The sequence below is a fragment of the Dokdonella immobilis genome, from assembly GCF_900115085.1.
GTDB lineage: Bacteria > Pseudomonadota > Gammaproteobacteria > Xanthomonadales > Rhodanobacteraceae > Dokdonella > Dokdonella immobilis.
This window is the reverse complement of record NZ_FOVF01000012.1, coordinates 69,975-96,599: the sequence shown is the minus strand read 5'-3', so window position 1 is coordinate 96,599 and position 26,625 is coordinate 69,975. Positions and strand designations below refer to the sequence as shown.

At 67.6% G+C, this 26,625-nt stretch carries 23 protein-coding genes; 7 read left to right on the top strand and 16 right to left on the bottom strand.

What is annotated here, in order from left to right; all coding sequences use genetic code 11:
• Position 1: 1 nt before the first annotated feature.
• The 5 genes from BM125_RS10335 to BM125_RS10315 all read right to left on the bottom strand — a co-directional run bounded on the left by BM125_RS10335 (position 2) and on the right by BM125_RS10315 (position 8,478).
• Positions 2 to 1,090 carry a peptidoglycan -binding protein gene (locus tag BM125_RS10335; protein WP_092407618.1) on the bottom strand — a complete coding sequence of 363 codons (1,089 nt, stop codon included), beginning with the start codon at positions 1,088 to 1,090 and terminating at the stop codon, positions 2 to 4.
• Positions 1,087 to 2,145, bottom strand: coding sequence for a MotA/TolQ/ExbB proton channel family protein (locus BM125_RS10330; RefSeq protein ID WP_092407616.1), 1,059 nt, complete (start codon positions 2,143 to 2,145; stop codon positions 1,087 to 1,089). Before BM125_RS10330 ends, BM125_RS10335 begins: the two co-directional genes overlap by 4 nt.
• A 147-nt stretch (positions 2,146 to 2,292) precedes the next feature.
• Positions 2,293 to 4,827 (bottom strand): ATP-dependent helicase HrpB, encoded by a 2,535-nt coding sequence (gene hrpB / locus BM125_RS10325; RefSeq protein WP_092407614.1) that lies wholly within the window; start codon positions 4,825 to 4,827, stop codon positions 2,293 to 2,295.
• Positions 4,828 to 5,729: 902 nt separating this feature from the next.
• Positions 5,730 to 6,362, bottom strand: a complete 633-nt coding sequence (locus BM125_RS10320; protein ID WP_092407612.1) for a YbhB/YbcL family Raf kinase inhibitor-like protein — start codon at positions 6,360 to 6,362, stop codon at positions 5,730 to 5,732.
• Between the two features lie 19 nt (positions 6,363 to 6,381).
• Complete coding sequence (locus tag BM125_RS10315) at positions 6,382 to 8,478, bottom strand: tetratricopeptide repeat protein (protein WP_092407610.1); 2,097 nt, start codon at positions 8,476 to 8,478, stop codon at positions 6,382 to 6,384.
• A gap of 128 nt (positions 8,479 to 8,606) precedes the next feature.
• Here BM125_RS10315 and BM125_RS10310 point away from each other — a divergent pair, with 128 nt between their 5' ends.
• Positions 8,607 to 10,085, top strand: coding sequence for an AAA family ATPase (locus BM125_RS10310; protein WP_092407608.1), 1,479 nt, complete (start codon positions 8,607 to 8,609; stop codon positions 10,083 to 10,085).
• A 405-nt stretch (positions 10,086 to 10,490) separates the two neighbouring features.
• Here BM125_RS10310 and BM125_RS10305 read toward each other — a convergent pair whose 3' ends face one another.
• The 4 genes from BM125_RS10305 to BM125_RS10290 all read right to left on the bottom strand — a co-directional run bounded on the left by BM125_RS10305 (position 10,491) and on the right by BM125_RS10290 (position 13,908).
• Positions 10,491 to 11,531 carry a YheT family hydrolase gene (locus tag BM125_RS10305; protein WP_092407606.1) on the bottom strand — a complete coding sequence of 347 codons (1,041 nt, stop codon included), beginning with the start codon at positions 11,529 to 11,531 and terminating at the stop codon, positions 10,491 to 10,493.
• On the bottom strand, positions 11,528 to 12,334 hold the full coding sequence (locus BM125_RS10300; protein WP_245778882.1) for a lysophospholipid acyltransferase family protein: 807 nt from the start codon (positions 12,332 to 12,334) through the stop codon (positions 11,528 to 11,530). Before BM125_RS10300 ends, BM125_RS10305 begins: the two co-directional genes overlap by 4 nt.
• A 179-nt stretch (positions 12,335 to 12,513) precedes the next feature.
• Positions 12,514 to 13,464, bottom strand: a complete 951-nt coding sequence (locus BM125_RS10295) for a serine/threonine protein kinase (RefSeq protein WP_092407604.1) — start codon at positions 13,462 to 13,464, stop codon at positions 12,514 to 12,516.
• A gap of 3 nt (positions 13,465 to 13,467) precedes the next feature.
• Entirely contained in the window at positions 13,468 to 13,908 is a 441-nt protein-coding gene (locus BM125_RS10290; RefSeq protein WP_092407602.1) for a hotdog fold thioesterase, read from the bottom strand.
• Between the two features lie 174 nt (positions 13,909 to 14,082).
• Between BM125_RS10290 and BM125_RS10285 the strand changes: the two genes are divergently transcribed.
• Positions 14,083 to 14,649: a DUF2845 domain-containing protein gene (locus tag BM125_RS10285; RefSeq protein ID WP_175498007.1), complete on the top strand. Its 567-nt coding sequence runs from the start codon at positions 14,083 to 14,085 to the stop codon at positions 14,647 to 14,649.
• A 241-nt stretch (positions 14,650 to 14,890) separates the two neighbouring features.
• Here the strand turns inward: BM125_RS10285 and BM125_RS10280 are convergent, their stop codons facing one another.
• Genes BM125_RS10280 through BM125_RS10270 form a run of 3 tightly spaced genes read right to left on the bottom strand, consistent with a single transcriptional unit; the run spans position 14,891 to position 18,083 of the window.
• Positions 14,891 to 16,150 carry a heme biosynthesis HemY N-terminal domain-containing protein gene (locus BM125_RS10280; protein WP_092407598.1) on the bottom strand — a complete coding sequence of 420 codons (1,260 nt, stop codon included), beginning with the start codon at positions 16,148 to 16,150 and terminating at the stop codon, positions 14,891 to 14,893.
• Positions 16,147 to 17,253 (bottom strand): uroporphyrinogen-III C-methyltransferase, encoded by a 1,107-nt coding sequence (locus BM125_RS10275; protein ID WP_092407596.1) that lies wholly within the window; start codon positions 17,251 to 17,253, stop codon positions 16,147 to 16,149. The genes BM125_RS10280 and BM125_RS10275 overlap by 4 nt, the downstream gene beginning before the upstream one ends.
• Before the next feature lie 35 nt (positions 17,254 to 17,288).
• A complete protein-coding gene (locus BM125_RS10270; protein WP_175498006.1) occupies positions 17,289 to 18,083 on the bottom strand; it encodes a uroporphyrinogen-III synthase in 795 nt (264 codons plus the stop codon).
• Positions 18,084 to 18,194: 111 nt separating this feature from the next.
• On the opposite strand from BM125_RS10270, the gene BM125_RS10265 reads away from it, so the two are divergent.
• The 4 genes from BM125_RS10265 to BM125_RS10250 all read left to right on the top strand — a co-directional run bounded on the left by BM125_RS10265 (position 18,195) and on the right by BM125_RS10250 (position 21,728).
• On the top strand, positions 18,195 to 18,692 hold the full coding sequence (locus BM125_RS10265) for a YiiD C-terminal domain-containing protein (protein ID WP_092407592.1): 498 nt from the start codon (positions 18,195 to 18,197) through the stop codon (positions 18,690 to 18,692).
• Between the two features lie 349 nt (positions 18,693 to 19,041).
• A complete protein-coding gene (locus tag BM125_RS10260) occupies positions 19,042 to 19,482 on the top strand; it encodes a hypothetical protein (protein ID WP_092407590.1) in 441 nt (146 codons plus the stop codon).
• Positions 19,483 to 19,543: 61 nt separating this feature from the next.
• Complete coding sequence (locus BM125_RS10255) at positions 19,544 to 21,250, top strand: SulP family inorganic anion transporter (RefSeq protein WP_217647850.1); 1,707 nt, start codon at positions 19,544 to 19,546, stop codon at positions 21,248 to 21,250.
• A gap of 73 nt (positions 21,251 to 21,323) precedes the next feature.
• Positions 21,324 to 21,728, top strand: a complete 405-nt coding sequence (locus BM125_RS10250; RefSeq protein WP_092407644.1) for a VOC family protein — start codon at positions 21,324 to 21,326, stop codon at positions 21,726 to 21,728.
• A 336-nt stretch (positions 21,729 to 22,064) separates the two neighbouring features.
• Here BM125_RS10250 and BM125_RS10245 read toward each other — a convergent pair whose 3' ends face one another.
• The 3 genes from BM125_RS10245 to BM125_RS10235 are packed head-to-tail and all read right to left on the bottom strand — an operon-like array spanning position 22,065 to position 24,345.
• Positions 22,065 to 22,808 carry a class I SAM-dependent methyltransferase gene (locus tag BM125_RS10245; RefSeq protein WP_092407588.1) on the bottom strand — a complete coding sequence of 248 codons (744 nt, stop codon included), beginning with the start codon at positions 22,806 to 22,808 and terminating at the stop codon, positions 22,065 to 22,067.
• A 13-nt stretch (positions 22,809 to 22,821) separates the two neighbouring features.
• Entirely contained in the window at positions 22,822 to 23,364 is a 543-nt protein-coding gene (locus BM125_RS10240; RefSeq protein WP_092407586.1) for a pseudouridine synthase, read from the bottom strand.
• Between the two features lie 54 nt (positions 23,365 to 23,418).
• A complete protein-coding gene (locus tag BM125_RS10235) occupies positions 23,419 to 24,345 on the bottom strand; it encodes a class I SAM-dependent methyltransferase (protein WP_092407642.1) in 927 nt (308 codons plus the stop codon).
• 213 nt (positions 24,346 to 24,558) lie between these two features.
• Between BM125_RS10235 and BM125_RS10230 the strand changes: the two genes are divergently transcribed.
• Entirely contained in the window at positions 24,559 to 24,720 is a 162-nt protein-coding gene (locus BM125_RS10230; protein ID WP_092407584.1) for a DUF1328 domain-containing protein, read from the top strand.
• Between the two features lie 63 nt (positions 24,721 to 24,783).
• Here BM125_RS10230 and aceK read toward each other — a convergent pair whose 3' ends face one another.
• Complete coding sequence (gene aceK / locus BM125_RS10225; protein ID WP_092407582.1) at positions 24,784 to 26,583, bottom strand: bifunctional isocitrate dehydrogenase kinase/phosphatase; 1,800 nt, start codon at positions 26,581 to 26,583, stop codon at positions 24,784 to 24,786.
• Positions 26,584 to 26,625 lie beyond the last annotated feature (42 nt).

Below are 26,625 nucleotides of genomic sequence, written 5' to 3'. Positions count from 1 at the left end.
CTCAGCGGTTCGTCAATTGCAATTCGATGCGCCGGTTCTTCGCATAGGCCTCGGGCGTGTCGGCGGTATCGATAGGCTGGAACTGGCCGAAACCATTGGCTGACAGGCGATGGGCCGGAATGCCCTGGACGACGAGGTATTTGACGATGGCCACGGCGCGCGCCGTCGACAGCTCCCAGTTCGACGGGAAGCGGTCGGTGTGGATCGGCCGGCGGTCGGTGTGGCCGTCGATGCGCAGCACCCAGTCGATCGACGAGGGGATCTCGGCCGACACTTCACGTACGGTCGCGGCCAGCGAATCGAGCCGTGTCTGCGCCGCCGGGCCGAGTTCGGCCGAAGCCGAATCGAACAGGATGTCGGTCGGCACGATGAAACGGTCGCCGACCACCTGCACGTCGGTGCGGTCGCCGAGCGCTTCGCGCAGCTTACCGAAGAACTCCGAGCGGTAGCGCTCGAGTTCGCCGACCCGGTTGGCCAGGGCGATGTTGAGCTGCTTGCCGAGATCGGCGATCTTCAGATCCTTGGCCTGGATGTCCTTGTTGGCGATGCCGAGGGCCGCCTCGAGCTTGCCGAGCTGTTCGCGGATCGCCGCCATCTGCCGGTTCAGCAGTTCGACCTGGGCGGTCGCGGCATTGCCGAGCTCGGTCTGCTTGACCAGGTCGTCCTGGGTCGTATCGAGTTGCGTGCTCAGGCGCGCCACCTCGGCCTCGAGATCGTGCTTGAGCGCGGTCAGGGCGGCGATGTCGGCGCTCAGGCTGGCCGCCTGCGTGTTCGCCGCGCTCAGTTCGCTGCTCAGCTGGTCGCGCTCGGATTGGGTCGTGCCGAGCGAAGCGCTGAGCTCGGTCACGCGTGCGTCGAGGGCGTGCTTCTGGTCCTCGCTCAACGAAAGCGTGCGCGCGAGTTCGGCAACCTGGGCATTCAGCGCATCGAGCGCCTTGTTCTTGCCGGCCAGGGTATCGGAGAGCACGAACTGGCCGATCGCGAAGATCAGCAGGACGAAGATCATGACCATGATCAGCGAGGTCAGCGCGTCGACGAAACCCGGCCAGATGTCGAAGGCGCGCCGACGCCGGCGCAGGGCGGCACTCATGCGCGCGGCTCGCGACCTGCGCCGACCGAAGCGGCGATCGTGCGCGAAAGCAGGCGCAGTTCGCTGCGCAGCTCATCGGACAGGCGCGATTCCGAAGGCGGATGGCTGGCGATCTGGCGCAGCACGCCCTTCAGTTCGTCCTGCACCTCGGCAGCGGCCTGGCGTTCGCGCGCATCGCGCGCGAGCAGGTCGTTGAGGCGACCGAGCTGGGTCGAGATCTCGGCGAACTGCTCGTTGCTGCCGCGGCGTTCGCGTTCGTTCTCGACGATCGCGCGCTGCATGCGTTCGAGGCCGTCGGCGGTCTGCTCGAGCAGTGCCTGCACGTAGGCCGGCACCGAGGCATCGCCTTCGAGCGCGCTGCCCGAGGACAGATGGGTCATGCCCGACAGCCATTCCTCGAGATCGTTGTAGAAGCGGTTCTGCGCATGCCCGGCCTGGAGGTCGAGAAAGCCGATCACGAGCGAACTGGCGAGGCCGAACAACGAGGTCGAGAAACTGGTCGACATGCCGCCGAGCGGCTCCTTGAGGTTTTCCTTGAGCGCGCTGAACATGGTCAGGGCGTCGTTGCCGACATTCAGCGTGCCGATCGTCTCGGAGACCGAGCGGATCGTCACGAGCAGGCCCCAGAAGGTGCCGAGCAGACCGAGGAAGATGGCCAGGCCAATCAGGTAGCGCGAGAGATCGCGTGATTCCTCGAGGCGCGACTGCACGCTGTCGAGGATCGTGCGCATCGATGGCGCCGACAGGGCGGCCTTGCCGCGCGCGCGATTGCCGAGCATGCGCGCCATCGGCGCGAGCAGGCGCGGCTTGCCTTCGACCGTGCGCTCGGGATTCGAGCGGCGGAACGATTCCATCCAGTGTGATTCGCGACCGAGCACGATGACCTGGCGCAGGTTGACCACGATGCCGGCGACGAGCACGGTCAGGATCACGCCGTTGAAGAACGGATTGGCCGAAAAGATCTCGAGCAGACGGTGTCCGACCAGGGCCGCCAGGGCCGCCACCAGCACCAGAAAGGCGGACATCCAGAGCAGGGCACGGTTGAATCGGGACATGAGGGCCTCGGTTTGCGGGGGATTCGGTTACACGGATGCAGCGAGGCGGCAATGCGTTGTGCACGCTCGCGCCCGGCTACCATGCCACGCGCGCGCTGCGCGCTGCATGCCGGTTGCCGCTTTCGACCCTTGTCGTTGCGGATTGGTTCAGCGTCGCGGCTTGGCCCGGTGGGTCGCGGTTGCCGTCCACGGATCGTCGGGCCAGGGATGTTTCGGGTAGCGGCCCTTCAGTTCCTTTTTCACTTGCGGATAGGTGCGCTCCCAGAATCCACGCAGGTCCTGGGTCACCTGGATCGGGCGTCCGGCCGGCGAGAGCAGGTGCAGGGTGACCGCGACGCGGCCATTGGCGACGCGCGGCGTGTCGGCCAGGCCGAACAGTTCCTGCAGCTTGACCGCGAGCACCGGCGGCGCACCGGCCGCATAGCTGACCCGGCGGGCGAGTCCACTCGGCACCGTGATCGTGGTCGGCGCCTGTTCGTCGAGGGCGCGGCGCAAGGCGTAGTCGAGCTGCCCGGCGAGCGCGTTCGAGAGTTCCTCGGGGCGCAGCGCATCAAGGCGCCGCTTGCCGTCGAGGGCCGGTGCCAGCCAGGTTTCCAGCGTTTCCAGCAAGCGCGCGTCGGAATAGTCGGGCAGGCCGAGTTCGGGCGTCTGCGCGCGCAGGAATTCGACGCGCTGGCGCAGCTCGCTGGCCGCGTCGCTCCAGGGCAGCGCATCGAGTCCGAGCTCGCGGATCGCGGCGAGCAGGGCCGGCACGGCATCCTCCGCGCGTGCCGGCACGCTGCGCCGCTCGAGCACGATCGCCGCAAAGCAGCGTTCCTCGAAGGCCTCGACCGCGCGCGACTCGCGATTCCAGCGCACGCTGCGGCGGGTCGCGAAGCGCTGCGGAAATTCGCGCTCGAGGGCGGCTTCGTCGAACGGGGCGGCGGCCAGGATCAGGCTGTCGCGTTCCTCGAAGCGCAGGTCGATGACGACCAGCCACGGTTCGCCGTACAGGCTGCTCTCCTCGAGCAGGCGCGCGCCACGCCCGTTGGCCAGCTGGTAGCGACGCGGATTGGCCGGATCCTGGCGGGCGACGCGATCGGGGAAGGCGTGGATCAGCAGGTCACCGAGCGCGGTCGATCCAGCATCGGCGCGGTTCGATGCCGGCACGCGCGCACGCCGTCGCCAGGCATCGGCCGATTGTGCGATCGCTGCCAGGGCGCCGCGATCGGCGCCGAGTTCACGCGCGGTCGTGGCATCGCGCTCGCGCCAGGCGCCGAGTGCGCGCTGGCGCAGGCGGAAGTCGTCGTTGCGCGAGGCCTCGCCACGCAGCGGATTGCGCGCCTCGATCAGGGCCACCGCGTCGCAGGCCAGGGCGCGCTGGTCCGGCGCGGCGCGCACTACCGCGGCGGCGAGACGCGGATGGGCGCCGAAGGCCAGCAGCTCGCGTCCGAACGGATTGATCGACGCATTCGCCTCCAGTGCACCGAGGGCGACCAGCAGTTCGACCGCCTGCGCCGATGCGCCGGGCGGCGGCGGATCGAGCCAGCACAACGCTTCGCTGCCCCAGGCCTTGAGTTCGAGCATCAGCTGCGAAAGCTCGACCTGGGCAATCTCGGGTGTGCGCGAAGCATCGAGGCGGCGGCTCTGCGGCCACAGGCGATAGGCGCTACCGGGACCGAGCCGGCCGGCGCGTCCGGCACGCTGATCGGCCGAGGCCTGCGAAATATTTACAGTCTGCAATCGTGAGAATCCCGAACTGGGATCGAAGCGCGGTTCACGGGCGAGGCCGAGGTCGACCACGGCGCGGATGCCGGGCAGGGTCAGGCTCGACTCGGCAACGTTGGTGGCGAGGACGACGCGCCGCGTGCCGGGTGCCGCAGCGGCCAGCGCGGCATGCTGCTCGGCCAGGGCCAGTTCGCCGTGCAGGGCGATCGCTTCGGCGGCGATCCCGGCCAGGGCCTCGCGGGCGCGCTCGATCTCGCGCCGACCAGGCAGGAACACGAGCACGTCACCGTCGCTTTCGGCGAGGGCCTGTTCGACCGCACGGCGGAGATGGGCGATCCAGCCGCGCTCGGGCCAGGCTTCGCCCTGGCGGGCCGGCGGGTGCCCGATGCGCACCGGGTAGCTGCGTCCGGCGCTGCTCAGACGCGGCGCCTCGAACCAGCGCGCGATGCGCTCGCCGTCGAGTGTGGCCGACATGATGACGAGGCGCAGTTCGGGGCGCAGGTTGGCCTGCACGTCAAGGGCCAGTGCGGCGCCGAGATCGCCGTGCAGGTGGCGTTCGTGGAACTCGTCGAACAGGATCGCGCCGACACCGGGCAGTTCGGGGTCGTCCTGCAGCAGGCGCGTCAGGATGCCTTCGGTGATGACCTCGATGCGCGTCGCCGGGGAGATCTTCGACTCGTGGCGTATCCGGTAGCCGACCGTCGCGCCGACGGCCTCGCCGCGCGCGGCAGCCATGAACTCGGCCGCCGCGCGCGCGGCGATGCGGCGCGGTTCGAGCATCAGGATGCGGCGGCCCTCGAGCCAGGCCTCATCGAGCAGGGCCGGTGGCACCTGCGTCGTCTTGCCGGCACCGGGCGGCGCTTCGAGGACGAGCCGCGTGTTCGCCGCCAATAGTGTGCGCAGCTCGGGCAGGACCTCGTCGATCGGGAAGCGCGGTGCGGTCAAGGCGTGTGGCTGTTTCAGGGGACGCGGCATTCTCGCCGATCAGCGCCACGCGCGTCGCCGGTTTGGACTTTGAGGCGAGCGACGGCGAAGCGCGAGTAGTTTGCGATGGGAGGCGCGGGGCTTGATGGTGGTCGATGTGTTGCGTGCACCGTGTCAAAAACATCGAGCCTGAAGGCTCTTCCTGCGAAGGGCGTGTGTGGGCGCGGGTTTTGATGACTGTCGACGCGTTTCCGCTTCGTTGTAGGTTGGTGGTGAGCGCAAGCGAACCCCAACGTCGCGATGTTGGTTCGTTGCGTGCATGGTGTCAAAAGGCATCGAGCCTGAAGGCTCTTCCTACAAAGAACGCGCGTGGATGGAAAGCGGCTTTGACCGCGATACGTTCTATCGCAGCGTGACGAAGTACATCGCGCGTGAACGCGCTCCTACGAGAGCGACAGGAGCGCGAATGGGCGGCGCGGGCGTCGGTGGCCGGCGACGCGCTACTGCTTCGTTGTAGGTTGGCGGTGAGCGCATGCGAACCCCAACGTCGTCATGTCGACGGATCGCGTGTGGGGGCTTGTTGGGGTGCGCTGCAGCGAACCCTAACCTACGAGCCTTGCATGGTGTCAAAAGGTATCGAGCCTGAAGGCTCTTCCTGCAAAGAACGCACGTGGACGGAAAGCGGCTTTGGCCGCGATACGTTCTATCGCAGCGTGACGAAGTGCATCGCGCGTGAATGCGCTCCTGCGAGAGCGGCAGGAGCGCGAATGGGGCGCGGCCTTCGATGGTGGTCGATGCGTTGCGGCTTCGTCGTAGGTTCGCGGTGAGCGCAAGCGAACCCCAACTTCGTGATGTTGGTTCGTTGCGTGCAAAGGTTGTTGGGGTGCGCGTGGAGACCTCGCGGGCTTCGATGGCGCTCCTCGCTGTACTGCCTCGTTGCTGGTGACTTCCGCTCAGCGCCGCAGTGCGGCGTTGAGCGAATAGGTGCCGATGATCTCGGCTTCTGCCAGCACGTGGCCCTCCATCGCCCGGCGCACGTCGCCGATGTCGAAGCGACCGTCGAGGCCGAGACTCGGGATATCGAGCGCGGCGACGCGGAAGTGGTAGCGGTGCAGGCGTTCGTCGTTCCATGGCGGACACGGACCGTCGTAGCCGTAGTAGTCGCCGGCCATGTCGGTATCGCCTGCGAACCAGCCGGTGTAGTCGTTGATGCCCTGCTTCGAACCGGGCGGACCGAACGGTTCCTGCTTGCCGTGCGGGACCACGCCCTCGGCGCAGCTGCCGGCGCCGAACTCGCGGAACTCGGCCGGAATGTCGACCATCAGCCAGTGGACGAATTCGGTCCGCGGCAGGTCGGAGCGCACGCTGCGTCCTTCCTGATTGACGTCGTCGCCGACGCTCGGCACGTCGACGTCGATGCAGGTCAGCACGAACGAGCGCGTCGCATCCGGCACATCGCTCCAGGTCAGATGCGGATTGCGGTTGTCGGCAAAGACGCAGGGTTCGCCGTCGGGCCCGGGCTTGCCGAAGGCAAACTCGGACGGGATCGGCTGCATGTCGTGGAAGCTCTTGCTGCGGATATGCATGCGTGCTCTCCGGTCTCGATCAGGAAGCGGGATTCTCGGCTTCGGGCAGGCTGGCAAAGGCGTCCGCCAGGGTCTGCGCATAGGTCTTCCAGTAGCCGTCGGCGAAACGGTTCGGCAGTCCGCCCGGACCGCTGTCCACACGCGCTGCCATCGCCCCGGGCGTAAGCGAGTCGACGCCAACGAAGCGGGCCAGTTCAGCGCCGGCGCCTGCCGGATCGGCCAGCACCTGCTCGGCATTGACCACGAGACACGGCAGTCTTGCGTGATCGGCGACGAATCGGGTGTGGGCCACGGCGCGACCGAGCCAGCCGGTGCAGGCATCGAAATCATTGAGTCCGGCATACGGCAACCAGCCGAAGGCCAGCCAGTTGAGCAGGCAGTCGCGCGCATCGCGATCGACAATGATGACCCGTGTGCCGGGCAGCAGGCGCTGGGCATAGATGATGTGGTGGGCATCGAAACGCGGAATCCAGTCGACCAGGGTGCGGCTCGGGTCGACGCCGCGGGCACGCAAGGGCGCCAGGTAGGCCTCGCGCTGTTCCGCAATCATCCCGGCCGGGATGTCGCCTTCGGGCACCGCCACCATCGCCGTGTCGAATCCGTCATTGCGCACGCCCTGGATGCGGTCGCGCAGCACGGTCAGCCCGGGCTGGTCGGCGAGCAGGGCGGCGATCCGCTCGACACCGCTACCGGGCACGCCGAGCAGGAGGATCGGCGCCTCGGCCCAGTCGGCGGCCTCGCTGGCAGCCGTCGCGGCCGCGGCTTCGGCCGGCAGCGCTTCGAGTTTCGGCAACATGCCGGGCAGGCCCGCCTGCGACTCGCGGAAGTCCTTGACCGCCTCGGCGGTTTCGCCGACGCGATCATGCAGCTGCCCGGACAGGTTCTGACAGGTGCGAACGACGTCCTTGCCGGCCTTGCGCAGGTTGATGGTCGAGAGCAGTTCGCGGGCGCCGGCGTCTTCGCCCCGGCGCATCCGCGCGCGCACGCGCACCAGGGTCAGGTTCGGATCGGAAGCGGCCAGCTTGACGGTGGCTTCGGCGAGCTCTGCAGCGAGCTCGAACTCGCCGTTGCGTTCGCGGGCCCGCACCAGTTCGACATTCGCTTCGGCGTTTTGCGGATCCCGCTCGCGCAGGGCCTGCCAGTCGGCGGCCGCTTCGGCATGCCGGCCCCGGGCCTCGTGGATGCGCGCCCGGGTCGCGCGCCAGCGGAGTTGTTCGGGGAATCGGGTGATGCGCTCGCCAAGCAAGGCCATCACTTCCTCGCCGCGTCCGAGCTTGCCGGTCGACCAGATCAGGGCCTCGAAGCAGTTTTCGTGCTCGGGCTTCAGGACCAGGGCGCGCTGATAGGCCGCAATCGCCTCCTCGTGCTTGTCCTGCATGCGGGCGGCATCGCCCATGCCGAGTTCGGCCATCAACTCGAATCCGCGGACGCCGTGGAGGGCACGAAAATACGGTTCCGCCTCGGCGGCGCGCTTGTCGTGTATCAGCAACTGTCCGAGCGCATGGCTGGCATGCGGCAGCCCGGGCTTGAGGCGCAGCGCATTGCGGAAGGCCTGTTCGGCGAAGGCGGTCATGCCGCGCTTGGCGAACCCGCGGCCCAGGGCATAGGCGATGCCGGGATCACTCGGCGCCAGATCGGATGCGCGGGCCAGGTACTTCAGGGCATTCTCGTCGTCGCCACGGTCGAGCGCGAGGCTGCCGAGGCCACTGAGCGCCTGCGGATCCTCGGTGACGCGCAAGGCGGTACGGAAATATTGTTCTGCCAGTTTCGCATCGCCCTGCATCATCGCGATGTGGCCGAGCGCGGTATGCGCGCCGGCCAGGTTCGGATCGAGCGCCAGGGCGCGCTCGTAGGCATCGCGCGAGCCCTCGATATTGCCTGACTCGAGCTGGATCGAACCGAGCATGAGCAGCAGCTTCGGTTGTTCCGGAGCGAGTTCGTGGGCGCGCTTGATCAGCTGGGCGCTTTCGGCCAGATCACCGCGCAGGCGGCGCACGGCGCTGAGGCCACGCAGGGCCTCGCTGCTGTCGGGATTGGCAGCCAGTTCCTCGCGATAGCCCTTTTCGGCCTCCTCGAGACGGCCCTGGCGATGGTGTTCGATGGTTTCTCTGAGCATGTTCTTCTATCGTTGGGCGCCGTTTGCGGCGCACGGAAAACGCCAATTATGCCGCATGGCGCCGTGTTAGGCTTCCGCGCCGTGCTGAAGCGGTCGCTGCGGGCGGCCGCGGGGGGAACCAGGAAACGATGAGCGGCAATCAGGATCTCACCACGTTGCTGCGGGCGCGGACGCCGCTGCTGGTCATAGAATCGGCCGAGGAAGGCCGGGTCATCGAGAGTTTCCGGCACGCGATTGCACAGTCGCTGCGGCCCCTGTTCACCTGGAGCATCACCGATGGCCTGCGTCGCATCGACATGGACGACGATGGCGAGCACGCCGTTCCCGACGCGACCATGACCCTGACTTCGATCAAGCAGCGCACCGAGGCCGGCGTCTTCCTGCTGCTCGATTTCCAGCCTTATCTGCGTTACCCGATGACCCTGCGCCTGCTGCGCGAGATCGTCCTGCGCCAGGCCGCGGCCGAGCACACCCTGGTTCTGGTCGGTTCGAAGATCGAACTGCCGGACGACCTGACCGCCCTGGCCACGCCGTTCCAGATGGCCTTGCCGGACGCCCAGGCCATGGCTGCCCTCGTGCGCGAGGAGGCCTTCGCCTATTCGCGCGAAAACAGCGGCCGCCGGGTCGAGGTCGACGCCGATGCGGCGCGCACGATCGTGCGCAACCTGGCCGGGCTGACCCATGCCGACGCACGCCGTATCGTGCGCAAGCTGATCTACGCCGACGGTGCGCTCGGTCCGGCCGACATCCCGGGCCTGGCCCAGGCCAAGTTCGAACTGCTCGACCGCGAGAACCTGCTGCACTTCGAGTACGAGACCGCGCGCTTTGCCGATGTGGCCGGCCTGGCCCGGCTCAAGCGCTGGATCCAGCAGCGCGAACCGGCATTCGTCGGCCGCAAGCAGACGGTCAGGCTCGATCCGCCCAAGGGCATCCTGCTGCTCGGCGTGCAAGGCTGCGGCAAGAGCCTGGCCGCCAAGGCGGTCGCCGGCGGCTTCGGCGTGCCCCTGCTGCGCCTCGACATCGGCACGCTCTACAACAAGTACCACGGTGAGACCGAGCGCAACCTGCGCGCCGCGCTGAAGAACGCGGAGATGCTCTCGCCGTGCGTGCTCTGGCTCGACGAGATCGAGAAGGCGCTGGCGACCGAGGGCAGCGACGACGGCGTTTCGCGGCGCGTACTCGGTTACCTGCTGACCTGGATGGCCGAGCGCAAGGGCAAGGTCTTCCTCGTCGCCACCGCCAACGATGTCAGCGCGCTGCCGGCGGAACTGCTGCGCAAGGGCCGCTTCGACGAGATCTTCTTCGTCGACCTGCCCGGTCCCGAGGCGCGCGCCGAGGTGTTGCGCATCCATCTCACCAAGCGCGAACTGAATGCAGCGGATTTCGATCTCGACATGATCGTCGCCGCCAGCGACGGCTTTTCCGGTGCCGAAATCGAGCAGCTGGTGGTCGCCGCCCTGTACGCGGCGGCCGCGGAGGATCGCCCGCTCGACACTTGGCATCTGCTCGACGAAGCGAAGCTGACCCGACCGCTGTCGGTCATGATGGCCGACCGCGTGTCGGCCCTGCGCGAATGGGCGCGCGAGCGCACGGTGCCGGCCGATTGAGCCCGGTTTACGGGTATCGTCGCAGCGAGCGAAAGTCCGCAGCGCATCGAAGCTCAGCGAAACCCGCGCCATCCACCCGGAACGTCTGCAGGAAGAGCCTTCAGGCTCGATGCCTTTCGTCATGTTGCTGGGAGGGCATCGCGGCTGAAGCCGCTTCCAACAACGAAGCAGCAACGCGGGTACGGTGAGCGAAGCCGGCGTAGTCTCAACGCGCGCTCTTCGTGGGAAGGGCTCGAAGGTCGGGGTAAGCGCCAGCGCACCCCAACCACCTTTGCACGTAACGAACCAACATGACGATGTTGGGGTTCGCATACGCTCACCACCCACCTACAACGAAGCGGGAACGCGCCGACATCCATCGAAACTCGAGCAGCATGATCGCGTCAAGAACGATCGAAACCCCGATCAGGTGCCCAGGGCAGCCGTTTCGGTGCCGGCCTCAACCTCGATCCCGGGCGCCTGGAGGTGGCGCAACATGCGCTCGGCGATGTAGTCCTCGGTCCAACTGGTCAGCGAGAGGCTGCGGATGAAGCCGCAATGGCCGCCGCCCGGGGCGATGTCGAGTTCGACGCATTCGGGTAGCTCGAGCTTGCGGAAATCGGCGACCGGGATGATCGGGTCGTCGACCGAGGTCAGGATGCTGGTCGGTACTGTCAGCGGGGCGAGGCGGTCTCCGGCGATCGAGTAACCGTCGAAATAGTCCTCGAGCGTGGCGAAGCCGGTATGGCGCAGGACCAGCGAACGGGTCAGTTCGCGCAGGTTGCCGCGCATGTCGTCGGCGGTGAACAGCGCCGAATCGGGAAATGCGCGCTGCTTGAGGCCGAGCGAACGCCGCCATTTGCGCAGGAAATAGGCTTCATAGAACCACGGTGCCTGTTCGATCGCGTCCATTGCATCGCGCGGACTGATCGCCGGACAGACCGCCAGCGCATAGGCCAACGGGATGCCGGCCGCCGGTGCGCGCAGGGCCACGCGCAGGGCGAAGTTGCCGCCCAGCGAGAAGCCGGCGATGCCGAGCGGCAGTTGCGGAAAGCGTTCGGCCACGGCCTTGACCGCGCCGACCACCTCGCCGATGCGGCAGGAATGGAACAGCTCGCGATTGAGGTGGTGGGTGGCGCCGTGGTCGCGGAAGTTGAGGCGGAACACATCGTAGCCTTCGGCAAGCAGGCGCGATCCGGTGTGCAGCAGATAGCTCGATTGCACGCTGCCTTCCCAGCCGTGCAGCAGCACGACCAGGCCACGCGCTTGCTCGCGAGCCGTCTGCGCGGTATGCAGGCCGAGCAGGCGCACGCCGTCGCCGCAGTCGAGCAGGTGCTCGGTCGCAGTGCGTTCGAGACGCGACAGGCGACGGCGAAAGAGCAGCCGGCGCACCCCGCTCGAGGCCAGTACCGATTGAACGTGCGCATTGCGCAGCAGGCGCGGCGGTCGATAGTCGGTCGCGTTCACAGGTCACCGTAGCCGAGCGTGCGGACGATGCGCGCACGGCTCTCTTCGGCCATGCGCCGCCTTGCCTCGGGCGTCGCTTCGACGCACTCGAGGAAATGCACCTCGGCGTCCATCGAGGGATTGCCGAGGATCCGCAGCAGGTTGGTGAAGAAACCCTCGTTGGCGCCGAATGGCATCGAGAGATCCTGGCGGCCGTGGCGTCCGTAGCGCAATGCCACCGGTTGCACCGGCACTTCGGCATCGAGGGCGGCCTGGAAGATGCGCGCATGGAATGTGCGTACCTGGTCGCCACGTCCGGTCCCGCCTTCGGGAAAAATACCGACCGGCTCGCCCTGGCGCAGGCGCTCGACCACGCGGCCCATCACCGCGGTCATCGAATCGGAGTTGCCGCGACGGTGGTAGATGGTGCCGGCGCGCGTCGCCAGCCAGCCGACCAGGGGCCACTGGGCGATCTCGCTCTTGGCCACGAAGCTGATCGCGCGCTGGCTGTGCATGAGCTCGATGTCGAGCCAGGAAACGTGGTTGGCGACATACATCACGGCACCGGACTGCGGTGTGCCGAAGGCGCGGACGCGGAAGCCGAACAGGCGCACCAGGGTGCCCGACCACCAGCTGATCATGAACTGGTCGAAGCGCCGCCGGCCGACCGGAATGCGCGCGACCAGCGGATTCAGGGCGATCACGGCCAGCGGCAGGGCGAACACGATGTGGAGGAGCACGAACGGGGTGCGCACCAGGTAGCGCAACGGACGCATGGCGTCCCTGCGAGCGGTCTCCCCTGTCCTGTCGGTGGCTGAATTCATCGAACCCCAATCCTACCGGATGCCCGGGCATGGTCGCCGATAGGCATTGATCGATTGCTCTAAAGCGTGATGGCGCTGGCCTGTCAGGATATCAATGACGCAGGATCGGGTGGATTTCTGGCAGGACCGGCGGCGCCGGATGGGGCCAGGGAGGCTCTGCGCCGGCGGCGCAACCCAGACTACTGCAACTGCTCGCTGGCCTCGTCGAGATCGTTGCAGTGCTGCTCCCACCAGCGCGCCTCGCCGACATGGGCAAAGGCCATCGGGAAGGCCGGATCGTGCCAGCGCATTGCCACCCAGCCGGCCCAGTGCACCTGGCGCATGATGCGCAGCGGTTCGATCATGGCCACTTCGGCGAAGTCGAATTCGCGGAATTCGGCATAGCCCTCGAGCAGGATCGCGAGCGCGTCGGGCGAGGGCGCGAGCATCCACAGGTCCTGCACGGCGGGTCCCATGCGCGCGTCGTCGAGATCGACGAAATGTGGACCGGCATCGGTCCAGAGCACGTTGCCGAGATGGCAGTCGCCGTGCAGTCGAATCTGGCGCAGTGGTCCGATCGCCTCGATGCGCGCCTCGAGCAGGTCGGCCAGGCGCGCGGTCGATTCGCGATAGCGCCGCTGCAGGGTCGCCGGCAGCAGATCGGAGGCCAGCACCGCGCGCGCCGGCATGCGCACGAACGACTCGAGGTCGATGCGACCGCGTTCGAGGAACACGCCGCGCGAGCCGACCCCGTGGATGCGCGCGAGCAGGCGGCCCATCCATTCCAGGTTCTCGCGCGACTCGAGCTCGGGCGAACGCCCGCCCTGGCGTGGATACAGGCTGTAGCGGAAGCCGGCATGCTCGAGCAGGCTGCGACCGCCAAGGATCAGCGGCGCCACCATCGGCAGCTCGGCCGCGGCGAGCTCATGGGCGAAGGCGTGTTCCTCGGCAATCGCGGCGTTGCTCCAGCGCGCCGGGCGATAGAACTTGGCGACCAGCGGCGTCGCCTCCTCGATGCCGACCTGGAACACGCGATTCTCATAACTGCCGAGCGCGAGCATGCGCCCATCCGGTTCGAACCCGGCCGCGGCCACGGCATCGAGAATGAGGTCCGGGCTCAGCTCCGCATACGGTGCGTCGGCGGTCGGCACGCCTCAGACCGGCTTCGGCGAACGCCGCGGCACCACCGACACGGTCAGCCGCGAAATGCAGATCAGGCGCTCGTCCTCGTCGACGATGCGGATTTCCCAGACCTGGGTCGAGCGACCCAGATGCAGCGGGCGAGCGCTGCCGGTGACCAGGCCCGACGTCGCCGCGCGCACATGGTTGGCGTTGATGTCGAGGCCGACCGCCATTTCCCGCTCGGAATCCAGGGTCAGGTTGGCGGCAAGGCTGCCGAGCGATTCGGCCAGGGCGACCGAGGCGCCGCCGTGCAGCAGGCCGAAGGGTTGCACGGTGCGCGCATCGACCGGCATCGTGCCACTGACATGGTCTTCGCCGATCGCGGTCACGCGCATGCCGAGGTGTTCGACCAGCGTATTCGCGTTCCAGGCGTTGATCCGGTCGAGGTCGATGGACTGCTTCCAGATAGCCATGGCAAGGCTCCACGATTGGACGGTGGGGGACTATAGCAAGGCCGGCCGCCGTATCGCGGTCCATCAGGTCGGATGAACCACTGCCACTCGGCGTCGGTCGAATGATATAGATGATCGGGGACAATGCCGGGGTGCGTTGCGACCGGAGCAGCCTTTCCAGCGGAGCCGAACCTGATGAACCGACTGTTGTGTTTCCTGATCCTGCTGGTGGCCACGGCGCCGGTGCTCGCGGCCACGCGTTGCGGCGGCCGCCTGGTCGATGAGGGCGATCGTGATTTCCGCGTCCGCGAGCGCTGCGGGGAACCGTTCTGGTCGGAGTCGTGGCTGGGTGTCGACGTCAGCAACCGCGGCAGCGTCTACGAACAGCAACGCGAGGTCGAGTGGAGCGTCTGGTACTACAACTTCGGGCCGCGCGCCCTGATGCTGCGGCTGGTCTTCCAGGATGGCGTCCTGCACAGCAGCGAGACGCTCGGTTACGGCGTGACCCGGATCGGCGAGAGCTGCCGCGCCAACATGAACTTCACGGGCCTGACCAGCGGTGAACTGGTGGCCCGTTGCGGCGAGCCGGCGCACCGCCGTGAAGCGCGCGACAGCGTCGTATTCCGGCCTGGTCCCGGCATCGAGAACTGGCGCGAGCGGCGCCGCGAGGAGTGGGTTTACGATTTCGGTGGCAGCCAGTTCCAGCGCGTCCTGACGATCGTCAACGGCCGCGTGTTCTCGGCCGAACCGCTGTCGCGCTGAAAACAACAGCGGAGCAGGGTCACGGCCAAGGTCATCGGAGCCCGCACCCCCACACGCTCTCCACGCAGGAAGAGCCTTCAGGCTCGATGGCGTTCGAAACCACGCACGCAAGGCATCGCGGCTGAAGCCGCTTCCAACAACGAAGCAGCAACGCGAGCACGCTGAGCGAAGCCCGCGCCCAACATCGCCGGTCAAGGCAGCGCGTCAGTCACCATCGAAACCCGCCCGCGTCGGCGAACCGCTAACCGGTCTTCGGCAGGCGCGGCACGCCGTGGCTGTCGCGCTCCTCGACGATCAGCGCGCGCGTGTCGACGCGGGCGGATATCTGGCCGGCCAGCGGCAGGGGCTGCTTGCCGCGCAGGATCGACAAGGCGTTGCTGTAGCAGCGATTGGCGCGGCTCTCGTCGCCGGCGCCGGCGTGGCAATCGCCGAGCGCTTCCCAGGCCGGGGCCAGGGCCGAAATTTCCACTGCCCGATCGAGATACTGGATACCCTTGCCCCAGAGCTTCTGATCGCGACACAGGCGCCCGAGCGTGGTCAGCAGCGCCGCGCTGTTCGGCGCGATCGTCAGCCAGGCTTCGGCGTGGCGCGTGCGCGTAGCCAGTTCGGCCGGTCCGATCTCGCTGTAGCAGAGTGCGAGTTCCTCACTCCACTCGCGCCGCTGTGCCGACTCGATCTCGTCCATGGCGGCGAGGGCCTGGCCGAAGCTCGCAGCCCGCCGGGCAAAGGCGGCAATGATCGGCGCCTGCCTGCGCCGCCCGCGCGGTGTCGCATTCCACAAGGTATTCAGGCGCGCCTGCGAAGCCGCGGTCGAGAGCGCGGCCACCAGCACGCGCGTTTCGAGCACGCCGAGTGCAGCTGGGGCGAGCGATTGCGACTTGGCCAGTGGCGGCAGCGCATCGAGTGCGGTCTGCGCATCGCCCTGGGCCAGCGCCGCCTCGATCAGGGCCTGCCAGCCGACTGGCGGCAGGCCGCCCGCGGTTGCCTTGGGCTTGAGCAGGGCCAGGGCCTCGGCATGGCGACCGCGTTCGATCAGGAACTTCGCGCGCTGGGCCAGGGCCGCCGCAGCGACGTCGGCAGATGCATGGTCGAGCGCCCTGGCCGCGGCCTCGTCGTCGCCGCGGGCATGTGCGGCGCGGGCCATGGCCAGAAAGGCCGGACCACGCACCGCGTCCTGCCGCGTGGCCTTGGCCAGGCAGCGTTCCGCGTGCAGATAACGGCCCTCGGCGAACGCGGCCAGGCCGGCGGCCAGGTTCTCGCGTGCGCGCCGGCGCTGGGCGCGGACCCAGGCCCGCGCCGGCCAGCGCAGCAGGCGCCAGAGAATGCTGAGCACGCCCCAGGCGAGGAACAGGGCGACCGCGGCAAACACGAGGCTGGTCTCGATCGAGGTGCCGCGCAGGCGCACCAGCACGTAGCCCGGATCTTCGACGACCCACTGCCAGCCGAACGCGGCCGCCGCCGCGAGCAGCAGCAACAGCAGGATGCCGATCCAGATTCTCACGGGGTGGCCCCGTTCTTCGTTTCGGTGGCGGTCGCGGCTGGCCGGGCCGGCTGCGACAGGGCGCGCGTCGTGCGCAGGTTGCGCAGCTCGTTGAGTGCCGTTCCGAGTTCGGGAAGTGCCGGGGCGAGGGGTGTCGCGGCGAGTTGATCCAGCGTTGACAGGGCTTCGCGCACGGCCGGCGCGTCGTTGTCGAAGGCCGCTTCGATGCCGCTGCGGGCGCGCTTGAGCGCGGCTTCGAACTCGCTCTGGTCGCGCACGAAGAGCGCTGCCTCGGCGGCGCGCAGGTCGAGGGCGGCCAGCGATCGGGTCAGCTTTTCGTCGCGCAGGGAGAGCATCGCGGCGGCGTCATCGTGGCTGATGCGCACGAACTGCGAAAGGATCTGGCGCAAGCGTGAACGCTGTTCCGGCGTATTGGCCGGGCCGTCCGCCGGGCCCGCCTTGAGCGGCAGGCTGGCCAGGCTCGCGCGCAACGTGGCCAGGGCATTCAGCGTCGCCCGGGTCTGCATCGGCTTCGCCGCCTCGATCGCCTGCATCTCGGCGCTGATGGTCTGGCGCACGTTGGCGAACAGCGGATCCTCGGCCGAAGCCAGGGCGCTGTCGGCGAGCCGGTAGGCGGCCAGGGTGCCGCTCGCGTCACGGAACAGGGCGAGGCGCTCGCCGGCCAGTTGCAGGATGAATTCGGCTTCGTTGAGGGCCATCGCATCGCGATTGCTCAGGCGCTGGTCGGCCAGGTTGGCGACCGCGTCCTCGAGTGCCCGCGAGCGTTCGTTGAATCCGAGGACCTCCTCGCGGATGCCGCGATTCATCGATTCGGAATCGGTGTAGCGCGAGCGCAGGCTGTCGATGTCGCGGCGCAATTGCTCATTGCCGCGCGCGAGCTGATCGACCTGGGCGGCCAGTGCATCGAGGCGCGAAGCATCGCGCTCGCGCGTCTGGCGGTTGAAATACCACCAGGCGAATGCGGCTGCGAGTGCAAGCACGACAAGCAGGACAAGCGCGCCGGTCAGGCGCCCGCGGCCGGAACGCGAAGCGGCCTTGGCGTCCATGCCGCGACGCTCGGGCGCCGGCAGCTTTGCGGGATTCTCGGGTTCCATGACGCTCATGCTAGCGGAAGACGTCCGTCCAGGGCAGGAAGAGTTTACAGCCGATGCCGGGCCAAAACGGCACAGGCGCTGTCGAGCAGATCGCCGGTGAGAGCGGAACGCGCGACATGCACGTCGACGAAGCCACAACCGGCAACTTCGCGGGCCAGGCGCTCGCTGCTGACGATCATCGCTTCCTGCCGCCAGCGCTCAATCAGCGCGCCCGGCAACGTCGCCAGCAGATACCGCAGGGCGAGGCCGCTCGACAGCAGGCTGAGCCAGGGTCGCTGGGCGCGCTGCAGCGCCTCGAGATGCCGACCGGTCAGGCGCGGCGGCAGGCGTCGATAGACGGCGATGCTTTCGACCTCGGCACCGCGCTCGCGCAGGACCGGTGCGAGCAGGTCGCGGCCGCCCGGTGCCTCGATGATGGCGATCCTCCAGCCACGCGGATCGGCCAGGACCGGCTCTTCGAGCAGACCCTCGCTGTTCTGTGCGCCCGCAGGCGCCAGCGAAGCGACGCCGCAGCGAGCCAGCGCGCGCGCCGTCGCGCCGCCGACCGCCAGCACCCGCTTCGCCATTGCCAGCCGCCCCGGCGGAGCCAGGCGGAAGAAGAATTCGACCGAAGCCGGGCTGGTGAAGACCCAGGCGTGCACGGTACGTGTGGTGGCCAGGGAATTGGCCACGGCAGCCGCATCCTCGGCGGCAGCCAGGCGCATGCCGGGCAGGCGCACGGCACTACCGCCACGCGCCTGCACGCCGCGCACCAGCGGGCCCGAGGTGGCCGCCGGGCGCGTCACGATGACGCTGGCGCCGGCCAGGGCGTGTGATCCGGGCAGCTTGCTTGCGGGCATCGGTCGGTCCTGCGGTGAGGCAATGCGATGATAGGCCATGCGTGCCGGGCGCTTGAATCAGCACCACGCCCATGCGCACACTCGGCGGTCCCGTTTCCTGACGAGTTCCGCATGCGATCGCCGAAAACCCCGACCGACGCGGCATCGTCGCGCCGCGACGCTCTGCGCGACGCCGCGCAGGCGCATATCCTGGCCGATATTCCGCTGAGCCGCTTCATGCATCTGGCGATCACCGCTTGGGACGGCGATTCGCTGCACATGAGCGCGCCGTTGGCGCCGAACATCAATGACAAGGGTTGCGCCTTCGGCGGCAGCCTGGCCAGCGTCATGACCCTGGCTTGCTGGTCGCTGATCAAGCTGGCCGCCGACGAGCGCGAACTCGAATGCGACATCTACGTGCAGGACAGCAGCCTGCACTACCTGGCGCCGGTCTGGGAGGACTTCACGGCCGAGGCCAGGCTGGTCGAAAACCAGTCCTTCGAGACCTTCTTCGCCACCCTCGGCGGGCGTGGCAAGGCGCGCCTGACCGTGCATTGCGCGGTCCGCCTTGCCGATGGCACGCTGGCTTGCAGCCTGAACGCGCGGTTCGTGGCCCTAAGGAGGCTCTGAACACGTGGCGCAATCGTCATGACGCCTGGCTGCATGCAGATCGCGTCGCGCCGACGCAGACAGACTGGCCGTCTTTCAAGGCGGCGCAACAACGAGCTGCGCGCAGGCAGGCGTCGCCCAAATCGATTGATCCAGTGGAACAAGGGTGGCGTCCAGAAGGTCCGCCACAGGCACCGTGCGGCTCGTCAAGGCAACCAGCCTTCACTTCGCCACGCAGCACTTGTGGCGAGCCTTCCGAACGCCATGACGATTGCGCCACGTGTTCAGAGCCTCCTCAACACGTTCCGCTTTGGCCGGCGCCTCCGATGCGGCACAATTGGACTCCGCCGGTCCGAGCTGAGGAATCGTCATGCTGCGTGCGAGCCCCGAACCACGTCGATTCTCGACCCTGGCGCTGACTGCCCTGCTGCTCCTGGTCGTGGTCCAGCCGGCACTGGCCAAGTCGCGCGAGAAGATCCTCACCGAAACCCTGCGCACCTACGCGGCGACGATCCGTTGGGGCTCGATCGAACAGGCCGAAAGCTTCGTCGACCCGGCCTACCGGGCGGCCCATCCGCTGACCCAGCTCGAACTCGATCGCTACAAGCAAGTGCGCTTCACCAACTACAACGACACCGCGCCGGTCCCGGTCAACGACGACGAAGTGCGGCAGACGGTCGAGATCGGCATCGTCAACATCCATACCCAGGAAGCGCGCAGCATCATCGATCGCCAGGTCTGGAAGTACGACAAGAAGACCAAGGTCTGGCTGCTCAGCAGCGGATTGCCCGACATCACGCGTCACGACTGACCCCGTCCATGCAAACCCTCTCCACTGAATGCATCGCATCGCGATGCGCGGGCTGCCGGCCGTGAACGCAAGCGCCGCGCGTTCCCCGGCCTGGCAGCTGTTCGTGCCCAAGCTGGTCACGGTGCTGCGTCACGGCTACGGTGCCGCCGACCTGCGCCAGGATCTGCTCGCCGGCCTGACCGTGGCGATCGTCGCGCTGCCGCTCTCGATGGCCCTGGCGATCGCCTCGGGCGCCTCGCCGGCGACCGGCCTGCACACGGCGATCGTCGCCGGGTTCCTCATTTCCGCGCTGGGCGGGTCGCGCGTGCAGATCGGTGGACCGACCGCGGCGTTCATTCCGGTGGTTTTCAACGTCATCGACAAGTTCGGCATGGATGGCCTGATCATCGCCACCCTGATGGCTGGCGCGATGCTGGTGCTGGCGGGCCTGCTGCGCCTCGGCACGCTGATGAAGTTCATGCCGCAGCCGGTCATTACGGGCTTCACCGCCGGCATCGCCGTGAGCATCTTCACCAGCCAGATCAAGGACCTGCTCGGCCTCGATATCGACAAGCTGCCAGCCGAGTTCGTGGCCCGCTGGGAGGCCTATTTCGGGCACATCTCGAGTTTCAGCCTGGCTGCGACCGGGCTGGCCCTGGCCACGCTCACCCTGCTGGTGCTGATCCGGCGCTTCCGGCCGCGCTGGCCGGTGTTCCTGATCGGCGTCAGCGTGGCCTCGCTGGCAACGCTGCTTTTGCAACTGCCGGTCGAGACCATCGGTACGCGCTTCGGCGGTGTACCGACCAGCTTGCCGATACCGCACCTGCCGAGCTTCGAATTGGCGCGCCTGCACGAACTGCTGCCGGCGGCGTTCACGATTGCCTTCCTCGGCGGCGTCGAGTCGCTGCTCTCGGCCGTGGTCGCAGACGGCATGATCGGCGGGCGCCATCGATCGAACGGCGAACTGGTCGCGCAAGGCGTGGCCAACACCGCATCCGCGCTGATCGGCGGCCTGCCGGCCACCGGCGCCATCGTGCGCACGGCCACCAACGTGCGCGCTGGCGGGCGTACCCCGATCGCCGGCATGGCGCATGCCCTGTTCATCCTGCTGTTCGTGCTGGTCGCCGCGCCGCTGGCCAACTACGTGCCGCTGCCGGCGATGGCCGCGCTGCTCGTGCTGGTCGCCTGGAACATGAGCGAGATCGAACGCATTCGCCAGCTCATGCGCGCGCCGCATGGCGACCGCGCGGTTCTCGTCGTCACTTTCCTGCTGACCGTGATGTTCGACCTGACCGTGGCCGTCGAAGTCGGCGTGGTTCTCGCCGCATTCCTGTTCATGCACCGCATGAGCGAGGTGGTCGCGCTCGAATCGCATGTCGACCTGGTCGAGGAAGATCGCGAGGAGAGCGCCAGCGATCTCGACGCGAACCAGCGCGCGAGCCTGCCCGAGGGCGTCGAGGCCTATCGCGTGTCGGGTCCGCTGTTCTTCGCCGTCGCCAACCGCATCGAGGACGTGCTGCGCGCGTTCGGGCGGCCACCGCGCGTATTCATCCTGCGCATGCGCCTGGTGCCGCTGGTCGACGCCTCGGGCGTGACCGCGATCGAGAACCTGATCGCGCGCTGCCGCCGCGACGGCACCCGGCTGATCCTGTCCGGGCTGCAGAGCCAGCCACGCGAAATCCTCAGCCAGATGGGCATCGTCAGCGATTCCCAACACGTGCAATTCGCCGCCGATTTCAGCGAAGCAGTGCGCCTGGCCGGAGCGCCCGCCGCCGCGGAAGGTGGCTGAGGGTCCGGTCTCCTTTGTCGCGGTGGCTGCGAATGGAATGCGCGGCATCACCTTTGAAGCGGGAGAGATGAGTATGCACAAGAGCCGCCTGGCCGGATTCATCATCGATTGCCAGACCGAGAACCTCGACGCTGCCGCGCACTTCTGGGGCGGCGCGCTCGGCATGCGTGTCGGTGCGACCTCGGGAGCCAACGACACCTACATCAAGCTCGACGATGGCGCGCGCGGCCTGATCATCGAAGTGCAGTCGGTCGACCACGCCAGCCGCGTCCATCTCGATATCGAGACCGACGATATCGAAGCGGAGGTGCGGCGGCTCGAGGCGCTCGGTGCCACCCGCGTCAAGCAGGTGCAATCCTGGTGGGTCATGCAGGCACCGACCGGCCAACGCTTCTGCGTCGTGCGTCCGCAGGCGGCCGACTTTGCCGAACACGCCAACGTCTGGGACGAGGACGCCACTCGCCCAGTGGCCCCCTGAATGGTCTGAACACGCGAAATCTGGGGCGAACTCCGGTCGGCGCAGCGACTAGGGAGGGTCTGAACAAGTGGCACAACCGTCACGACACCTGCCTGCGTGCAGATCGCGACGCGCCGACGCAGACAGACTGGCCGTCTTTCAAGGCGGCGCAACAACGAGCTGCGCGCAGGCAGGCGTCGCCCAATCGATTGATTCAATGGAACACGGGTGGCGTCCAGAAGGCCCGCCACAGGCACCGCGCGGCTCGTCAAGGCAACCAGCCTTCACGTCGCCACGCAGCACCTTTGGCGAGCCTTCTGAACGCCATGACGATTGTGCCACTTGTTCAGACCTTCCCTACACGCGCCCGCAATGGAGATGGAGATCCCAGCGCACCGAACGCACGCGCTCGGGCGCGCCCCAGGCCTCGCGCAGTGGCGCTTCGATCAGGCTGACCGGATCCTCGTCGCGGTCGCGCAGGTAGGCCTGGCTCGCCGACCACGAACGCAGATAGGCCAGGTAGCGATCCACGGTCCATTCCATGCGCAGCTCGAACGCGGGCGTGCGGATACGCTCGAACGGAAACGGCAGGTCGACGTAACCGCTTTCGACGAGCGCGCGTTCCGGTGGCCAGTACGGTCCGGTGAGGTCGATGTAGAGACGATCCTTGTGCCGGTCGACCGGGTCGCTGACCCGGCAATCGGCGTAGCTCCAGAAGGCGACCACGCCGCGCGGCCTGAGGACGCGACGGACCTCGGCGTGGAAGCGTTCCAGGTCGAGCCAGTGCAGCGCCTGGGCGACGCAGACCAGGTCGATGCTGGCGGCGGCGAGGGACGAATGCTCGGCCGCCTCGACCCGATAGTCGACATTGGCGCAGCGCTGCGCATGGGCGATCTGTTCGGCGCTCGGGTCAGTGGCGACGACCGCCCGAAAATGGCGGGCCAGCGCGACGCTGGCCTGGCCGTTGCCGCAACCGGCGTCCCAGGCGCGTTCACCTGCGGGCGCCTGCGCGCGCAGGAATTCGAAAAGCGCGTCCGGATACTGCGGACGCGCCTCGCGATAGATCGCCGCGTGTGCGGAAAAATGATCCTTGAAGCTCATTCGCACCTTTCCCTCAGGCGTTCGCCAGCACGCGACTCTGTCCCGGTTGCAGGTCACCCAGCGCGTGTTCGCCGACTCGCGTCCTGACCAGGCGCAAGGTCGGCAACCCGACCGCCGCGGTCATGCGCCGGACCTGCCGGTTGCGACCCTCGCGGATGGTCAACTCGAGCCACGCGGTTGGCACGCGTTTGCGGAAACGCACCGGCGGATCGCGCGGCCACAGCCATTCGGGCTCGCCGGCGAGGGCAGTGACCCGGGCCGGCAGGGTCGGGCCGTCGCGAAGGCGGACGCCCGCACGCAGGGCGGCGAGCGCCTCGGCTCCCGGTACGCCTTCGACCTGGACCAGGTAGGTCTTGTCCTGTCGATGGCGCGGGTCGGTGATGCGATGGGCCAGGGCGCCGTCATCGGTCAACAGCAACAGGCCCTCGGAATCCTGGTCGAGACGGCCGGCCGCATAGACGTTCTTCTGTGTCACATGATCGGCCAGGGTCGGCCGGCCGTCCCGATCGGTGAACTGGCACAACACGCCGTACGGCTTGTTGAGCAGGATCAGCATGCAGGATGTCGCCGCGCAGCGGTCGCCGGGGCGACCGCTGCGCGGCTTCGACGATCAGTTGCCGGAGGGCGCCGGAGCGCTCTTGTCCGTGCCCTGCTCGAAGATCTGGTCGCCCTTCGGCTTGACGAACTTGAGGGTCATGCGATCGGACTCGCCGATGGCCAGGTACTTGTCGCGATCGACATCGCCGAGGGTCAGCGTCGGCGGCAGGGTCCAGACACCCTTCTCGTAGTCCCGGGTGTCCTTCGGATTGGCGTTGATCTCGCTCTGTTCGGCCAGCTCGAAGCCGGCATCGGTGGCCAGCTTGATTATCGCGTCGGTGCGCATGTAGCCGGACTTCTTCAGTGATTCGGGATCCGCGTTGTCGGCGGCGCGATGATCGACCACGCCGAGCGTGCCGCCCGGCTTGAGCACGGCATTGAAGGCCTTGAACATGAGCGGCGCCTTGTCGCCCCAGTTGTGCACGTTGCGGAAGGTCAGGACCACGTCGGCCGAACCATCAGGCCCGAGTTTTGGCGCATCGACGTCGTATTCGACCGTCTTCGCTTCGCCGAGATGCTCCGGGTCGGACACCAGCATGGCGCGGAACTTCTCGTTGTTGCGCTTGGCGTAATCCGACGTCGAGTCGGCAGGATAGGCGGCGATGTAGGTGCCGTTTCCGTGCAGCAGCGGGGCGAGGATCTCGGTGTACCAGCCGCCACCGGGGGTGATCTCGACGACGGTCTGGCCGGGCTTGACGCCGAAGAACTCGAGCGTGGCCTTGGGGTGGCGATATTCGTCGCGCGCCTTGTCGCCCGCGGAGCGCCAGCTTCCGGCGAGGACATTGGCGAGGGCGTCCTCGGCCAGCGCATCGGCGGCCTTGGGCGCTACCGCCTCGGCAGGCTGGTCGGAGGCGGCTTCGGGGGCGGGCGCCTGTTGAGCGGTCGGGCCGCAGGCAGTCAGCACCAGGGTCAGGGCGAGACCGAGAGAGAGCTGTTTCATGATCGACTCCAGTTCGATACCGGCAAGGCGGCAGGGGGACCGCAAAGCCTACAGCAATGCCGGCGAAAATGAACGGCAACCCCCTGTTCATCCCGCAGTCGGGAAAACCTTAGGCGCAATTCATGCGCGCCGGTCTAGCTTTGACCGTGTCGGGCAGGAAGGGTTCACCACGACCGCCTGCACCGTGCGCCCCAGCACTCAAGGAGATCCGTCATGCTGCACTACGCCATCGTCTTTCTCGTCATCGCCCTGATCGCGGCCGTCCTCGGCTTCGGCGGCATCGCCGGCGCCTCGGCCGGCATCGCCAAGATCCTGTTCCTGGTCTTCCTCGTGCTGTTCATCGCCTCGCTGATCTTCGGTCGCAAGCGACTCTAGTCGCTTCGCCAGAACGAAAACACGGCTTGGAAAATGGGCCGGTGCGTTCGACGCACCGGCCCATTACGTTTCGCGCGCGTGCAGACGGACCGATTGCGGATACGGCGGGATATCGCTGTAGTCGCCACGCGCCAGGCCCTGCTGGACCTCGCGCCACCATTCGGCGTCGAAGATTTCCCCGTGGCGCGCGATCAGGGCCTCGCGCAGTCGCGCCGGAACGCCGAGAAAGCGTGGAAACATTTCCGGAAAGACATCACCTTCGCGCACCGTCAGCCATTCTTCCAGCGGGCGGGTCTCGTCCTCGTCGCGCGCTTCCGGCAGGTGCCGGAAGCAGCAGGTGTCGAGCAGGCACAGTTCGTCGTAGTCGTAGAAGATCGCGCGACCGCCACGGGTCAGGCCGAAGTTCTTCAGCAGCAGGTCGCCGGGAAAGATGTTGCTGCGGGCGAGATCCTTGATCGACTGCCCGTAGTCGAGCATCGCGCGCACGGCGGCCTCGTCGTCGGCCTCGCGCACGAACAGGTTGAGCGGGCGCAGGCGCCGTTCGACGTAGCAGTGACGGACCAGTACCTCCTCGCCGACGAGCACGACCGTCTCGGCGCATTCGCCGAGCAGTTCCTCGAGCATGCTCTCCTCGAACTGGCGCCGCGGAAAGCGCAGGTGGCGGTATTCCTGGGCATCGACGAGGCGGCCGATGCGGTCGTAGCGGAACACCAGGCGGTATTTCTCCTCGACCTGGCGCCGGGCGATGTCCTTCGGGTAGGCAAATCGGTCGCGGATCACCTTGAACACCAGCGGATAGGCCTTCGGCGTGAACACCGCCATGACCATGCCGCGCTCGCCGTCGGCACGCACCAGACGCTCCTCGGGGTGAGCCTCGAGATGGCGGAAGAGGTGGCGATAGCGTTCGGTCTTGCCCTGCTTGGCGCGACCGAGCACGGTGTAGATCTCCTCGACCGGCTTGTGCGGCAGCAGGCCGCCGAGGAACACGACGTTGTCGGCGATCGTCGGCAGGTCGACATGGAAATAGCTGCGCGTGTAGCTGAACAGCAGCGAGACCTGGTCGACTTCGGTGATCACGGCATCGGCGCGCACCCCGTCCTCGGCGCTGACCAGGGCGATGACCAGCGGCGTGATCCCGCTGCGAGCGACGGCGCGGCCGACCAGGTAGGCGCGGCGTTCGCGGAAAAAGGCGGTCCTGATCAACTCGATCGTGTGCGGGCGGTCGCCGCCGCGGGCGCGCATGCGCTGGCCGAGCGTGCGCGCGATGGCCTTCACGCAACCGCCGATGTCGGCATAGCCATTGGCGAACGGATAGTCGGCAAGGATGCGTTCGCAGACCGCATCGAGGCCGTCCGCGGCCGAGTAGCGATGCAGGTCGACGGCGTCCTCGATGCCCGCGGTCGGTTCCTGGTCGAGGGCCACGAACTCGATGTCGGCGGCGACGCCGGAGGTATGGAAATAGCGCCGTGACAATGAATTGAAGAAAGTCTTGGGCAGCTCGCGATCGAGCATCGGCCCGATCAGCGCCTCGAATTCGCCGCGCATCGAGGCCCAGATCTGGCGCGAACGCACGCGCTCTTCGAGCAGCAGTTCGAGCCGGCCGAGGGTTTCCTTCAGGCAGACGTCATAGAGGTCGATGCGCGCGTGCGCATCGACGCGCACGTACTTCCAGTCGCGCCGCTCGAAGCGCCGCTTGGCCCGCCGCGTGATGTCCGAGAAGCGCGCGTTGTAGTCGAGGAACGCATCGAGGATCAGCGCGGCGGCGCGCGACTGGATAGTGGCGGTCACGGCGTGACTGCCGGGATTCGAGATTCGAGATTCGGGATTCGGCAAGCACACGCCGCGGCGTGATGCGAATCGCATTGAGGCAAAGGTCGGACTGGCTGGGGATCAGAAATGCGCATT

Bases quoted from the DNA above. Each gene is read 5' to 3' on its own strand.
- BM125_RS10330 (WP_092407616.1), bottom strand. From the start codon at position 2,145: ATGTCCCGATTCAACCGTGCCCTGCTCTGGATGTCCGCCTTTCTGGTG.
- BM125_RS10260 (WP_092407590.1), top strand. From the start codon at position 19,042: ATGCTGCGTGCGAGCCCCGAACCACGTCGATTCTCGACCCTGGCGCTG.
- BM125_RS10320 (WP_092407612.1), bottom strand. From the start codon at position 6,362: ATGCATATCCGCAGCAAGAGCTTCCACGACATGCAGCCGATCCCGTCC.
- BM125_RS10285 (WP_175498007.1), top strand. From the start codon at position 14,083: ATGAACCGACTGTTGTGTTTCCTGATCCTGCTGGTGGCCACGGCGCCG.
- BM125_RS10245 (WP_092407588.1), bottom strand. From the start codon at position 22,808: ATGAGCTTCAAGGATCATTTTTCCGCACACGCGGCGATCTATCGCGAG.
- BM125_RS10290 (WP_092407602.1), bottom strand. From the start codon at position 13,908: ATGGCTATCTGGAAGCAGTCCATCGACCTCGACCGGATCAACGCCTGG.
- BM125_RS10265 (WP_092407592.1), top strand. From the start codon at position 18,195: ATGCGATCGCCGAAAACCCCGACCGACGCGGCATCGTCGCGCCGCGAC.
- hrpB (WP_092407614.1), bottom strand. From the start codon at position 4,827: ATGCCGCGTCCCCTGAAACAGCCACACGCCTTGACCGCACCGCGCTTC.
- BM125_RS10300 (WP_245778882.1), bottom strand. From the start codon at position 12,334: ATGAATTCAGCCACCGACAGGACAGGGGAGACCGCTCGCAGGGACGCC.
- BM125_RS10315 (WP_092407610.1), bottom strand. From the start codon at position 8,478: ATGCTCAGAGAAACCATCGAACACCATCGCCAGGGCCGTCTCGAGGAG.
- BM125_RS10275 (WP_092407596.1), bottom strand. From the start codon at position 17,253: ATGAGCGTCATGGAACCCGAGAATCCCGCAAAGCTGCCGGCGCCCGAG.
- BM125_RS10235 (WP_092407642.1), bottom strand. From the start codon at position 24,345: ATGAAACAGCTCTCTCTCGGTCTCGCCCTGACCCTGGTGCTGACTGCC.
- BM125_RS10250 (WP_092407644.1), top strand. From the start codon at position 21,324: ATGCACAAGAGCCGCCTGGCCGGATTCATCATCGATTGCCAGACCGAG.
- BM125_RS10230 (WP_092407584.1), top strand. From the start codon at position 24,559: ATGCTGCACTACGCCATCGTCTTTCTCGTCATCGCCCTGATCGCGGCC.
- BM125_RS10270 (WP_175498006.1), bottom strand. From the start codon at position 18,083: ATGCCCGCAAGCAAGCTGCCCGGATCACACGCCCTGGCCGGCGCCAGC.
- BM125_RS10240 (WP_092407586.1), bottom strand. From the start codon at position 23,364: ATGCTGATCCTGCTCAACAAGCCGTACGGCGTGTTGTGCCAGTTCACC.
- BM125_RS10335 (WP_092407618.1), bottom strand. From the start codon at position 1,090: ATGAGTGCCGCCCTGCGCCGGCGTCGGCGCGCCTTCGACATCTGGCCG.
- aceK (WP_092407582.1), bottom strand. From the start codon at position 26,583: ATGCGATTCGCATCACGCCGCGGCGTGTGCTTGCCGAATCCCGAATCT.
- BM125_RS10310 (WP_092407608.1), top strand. From the start codon at position 8,607: ATGAGCGGCAATCAGGATCTCACCACGTTGCTGCGGGCGCGGACGCCG.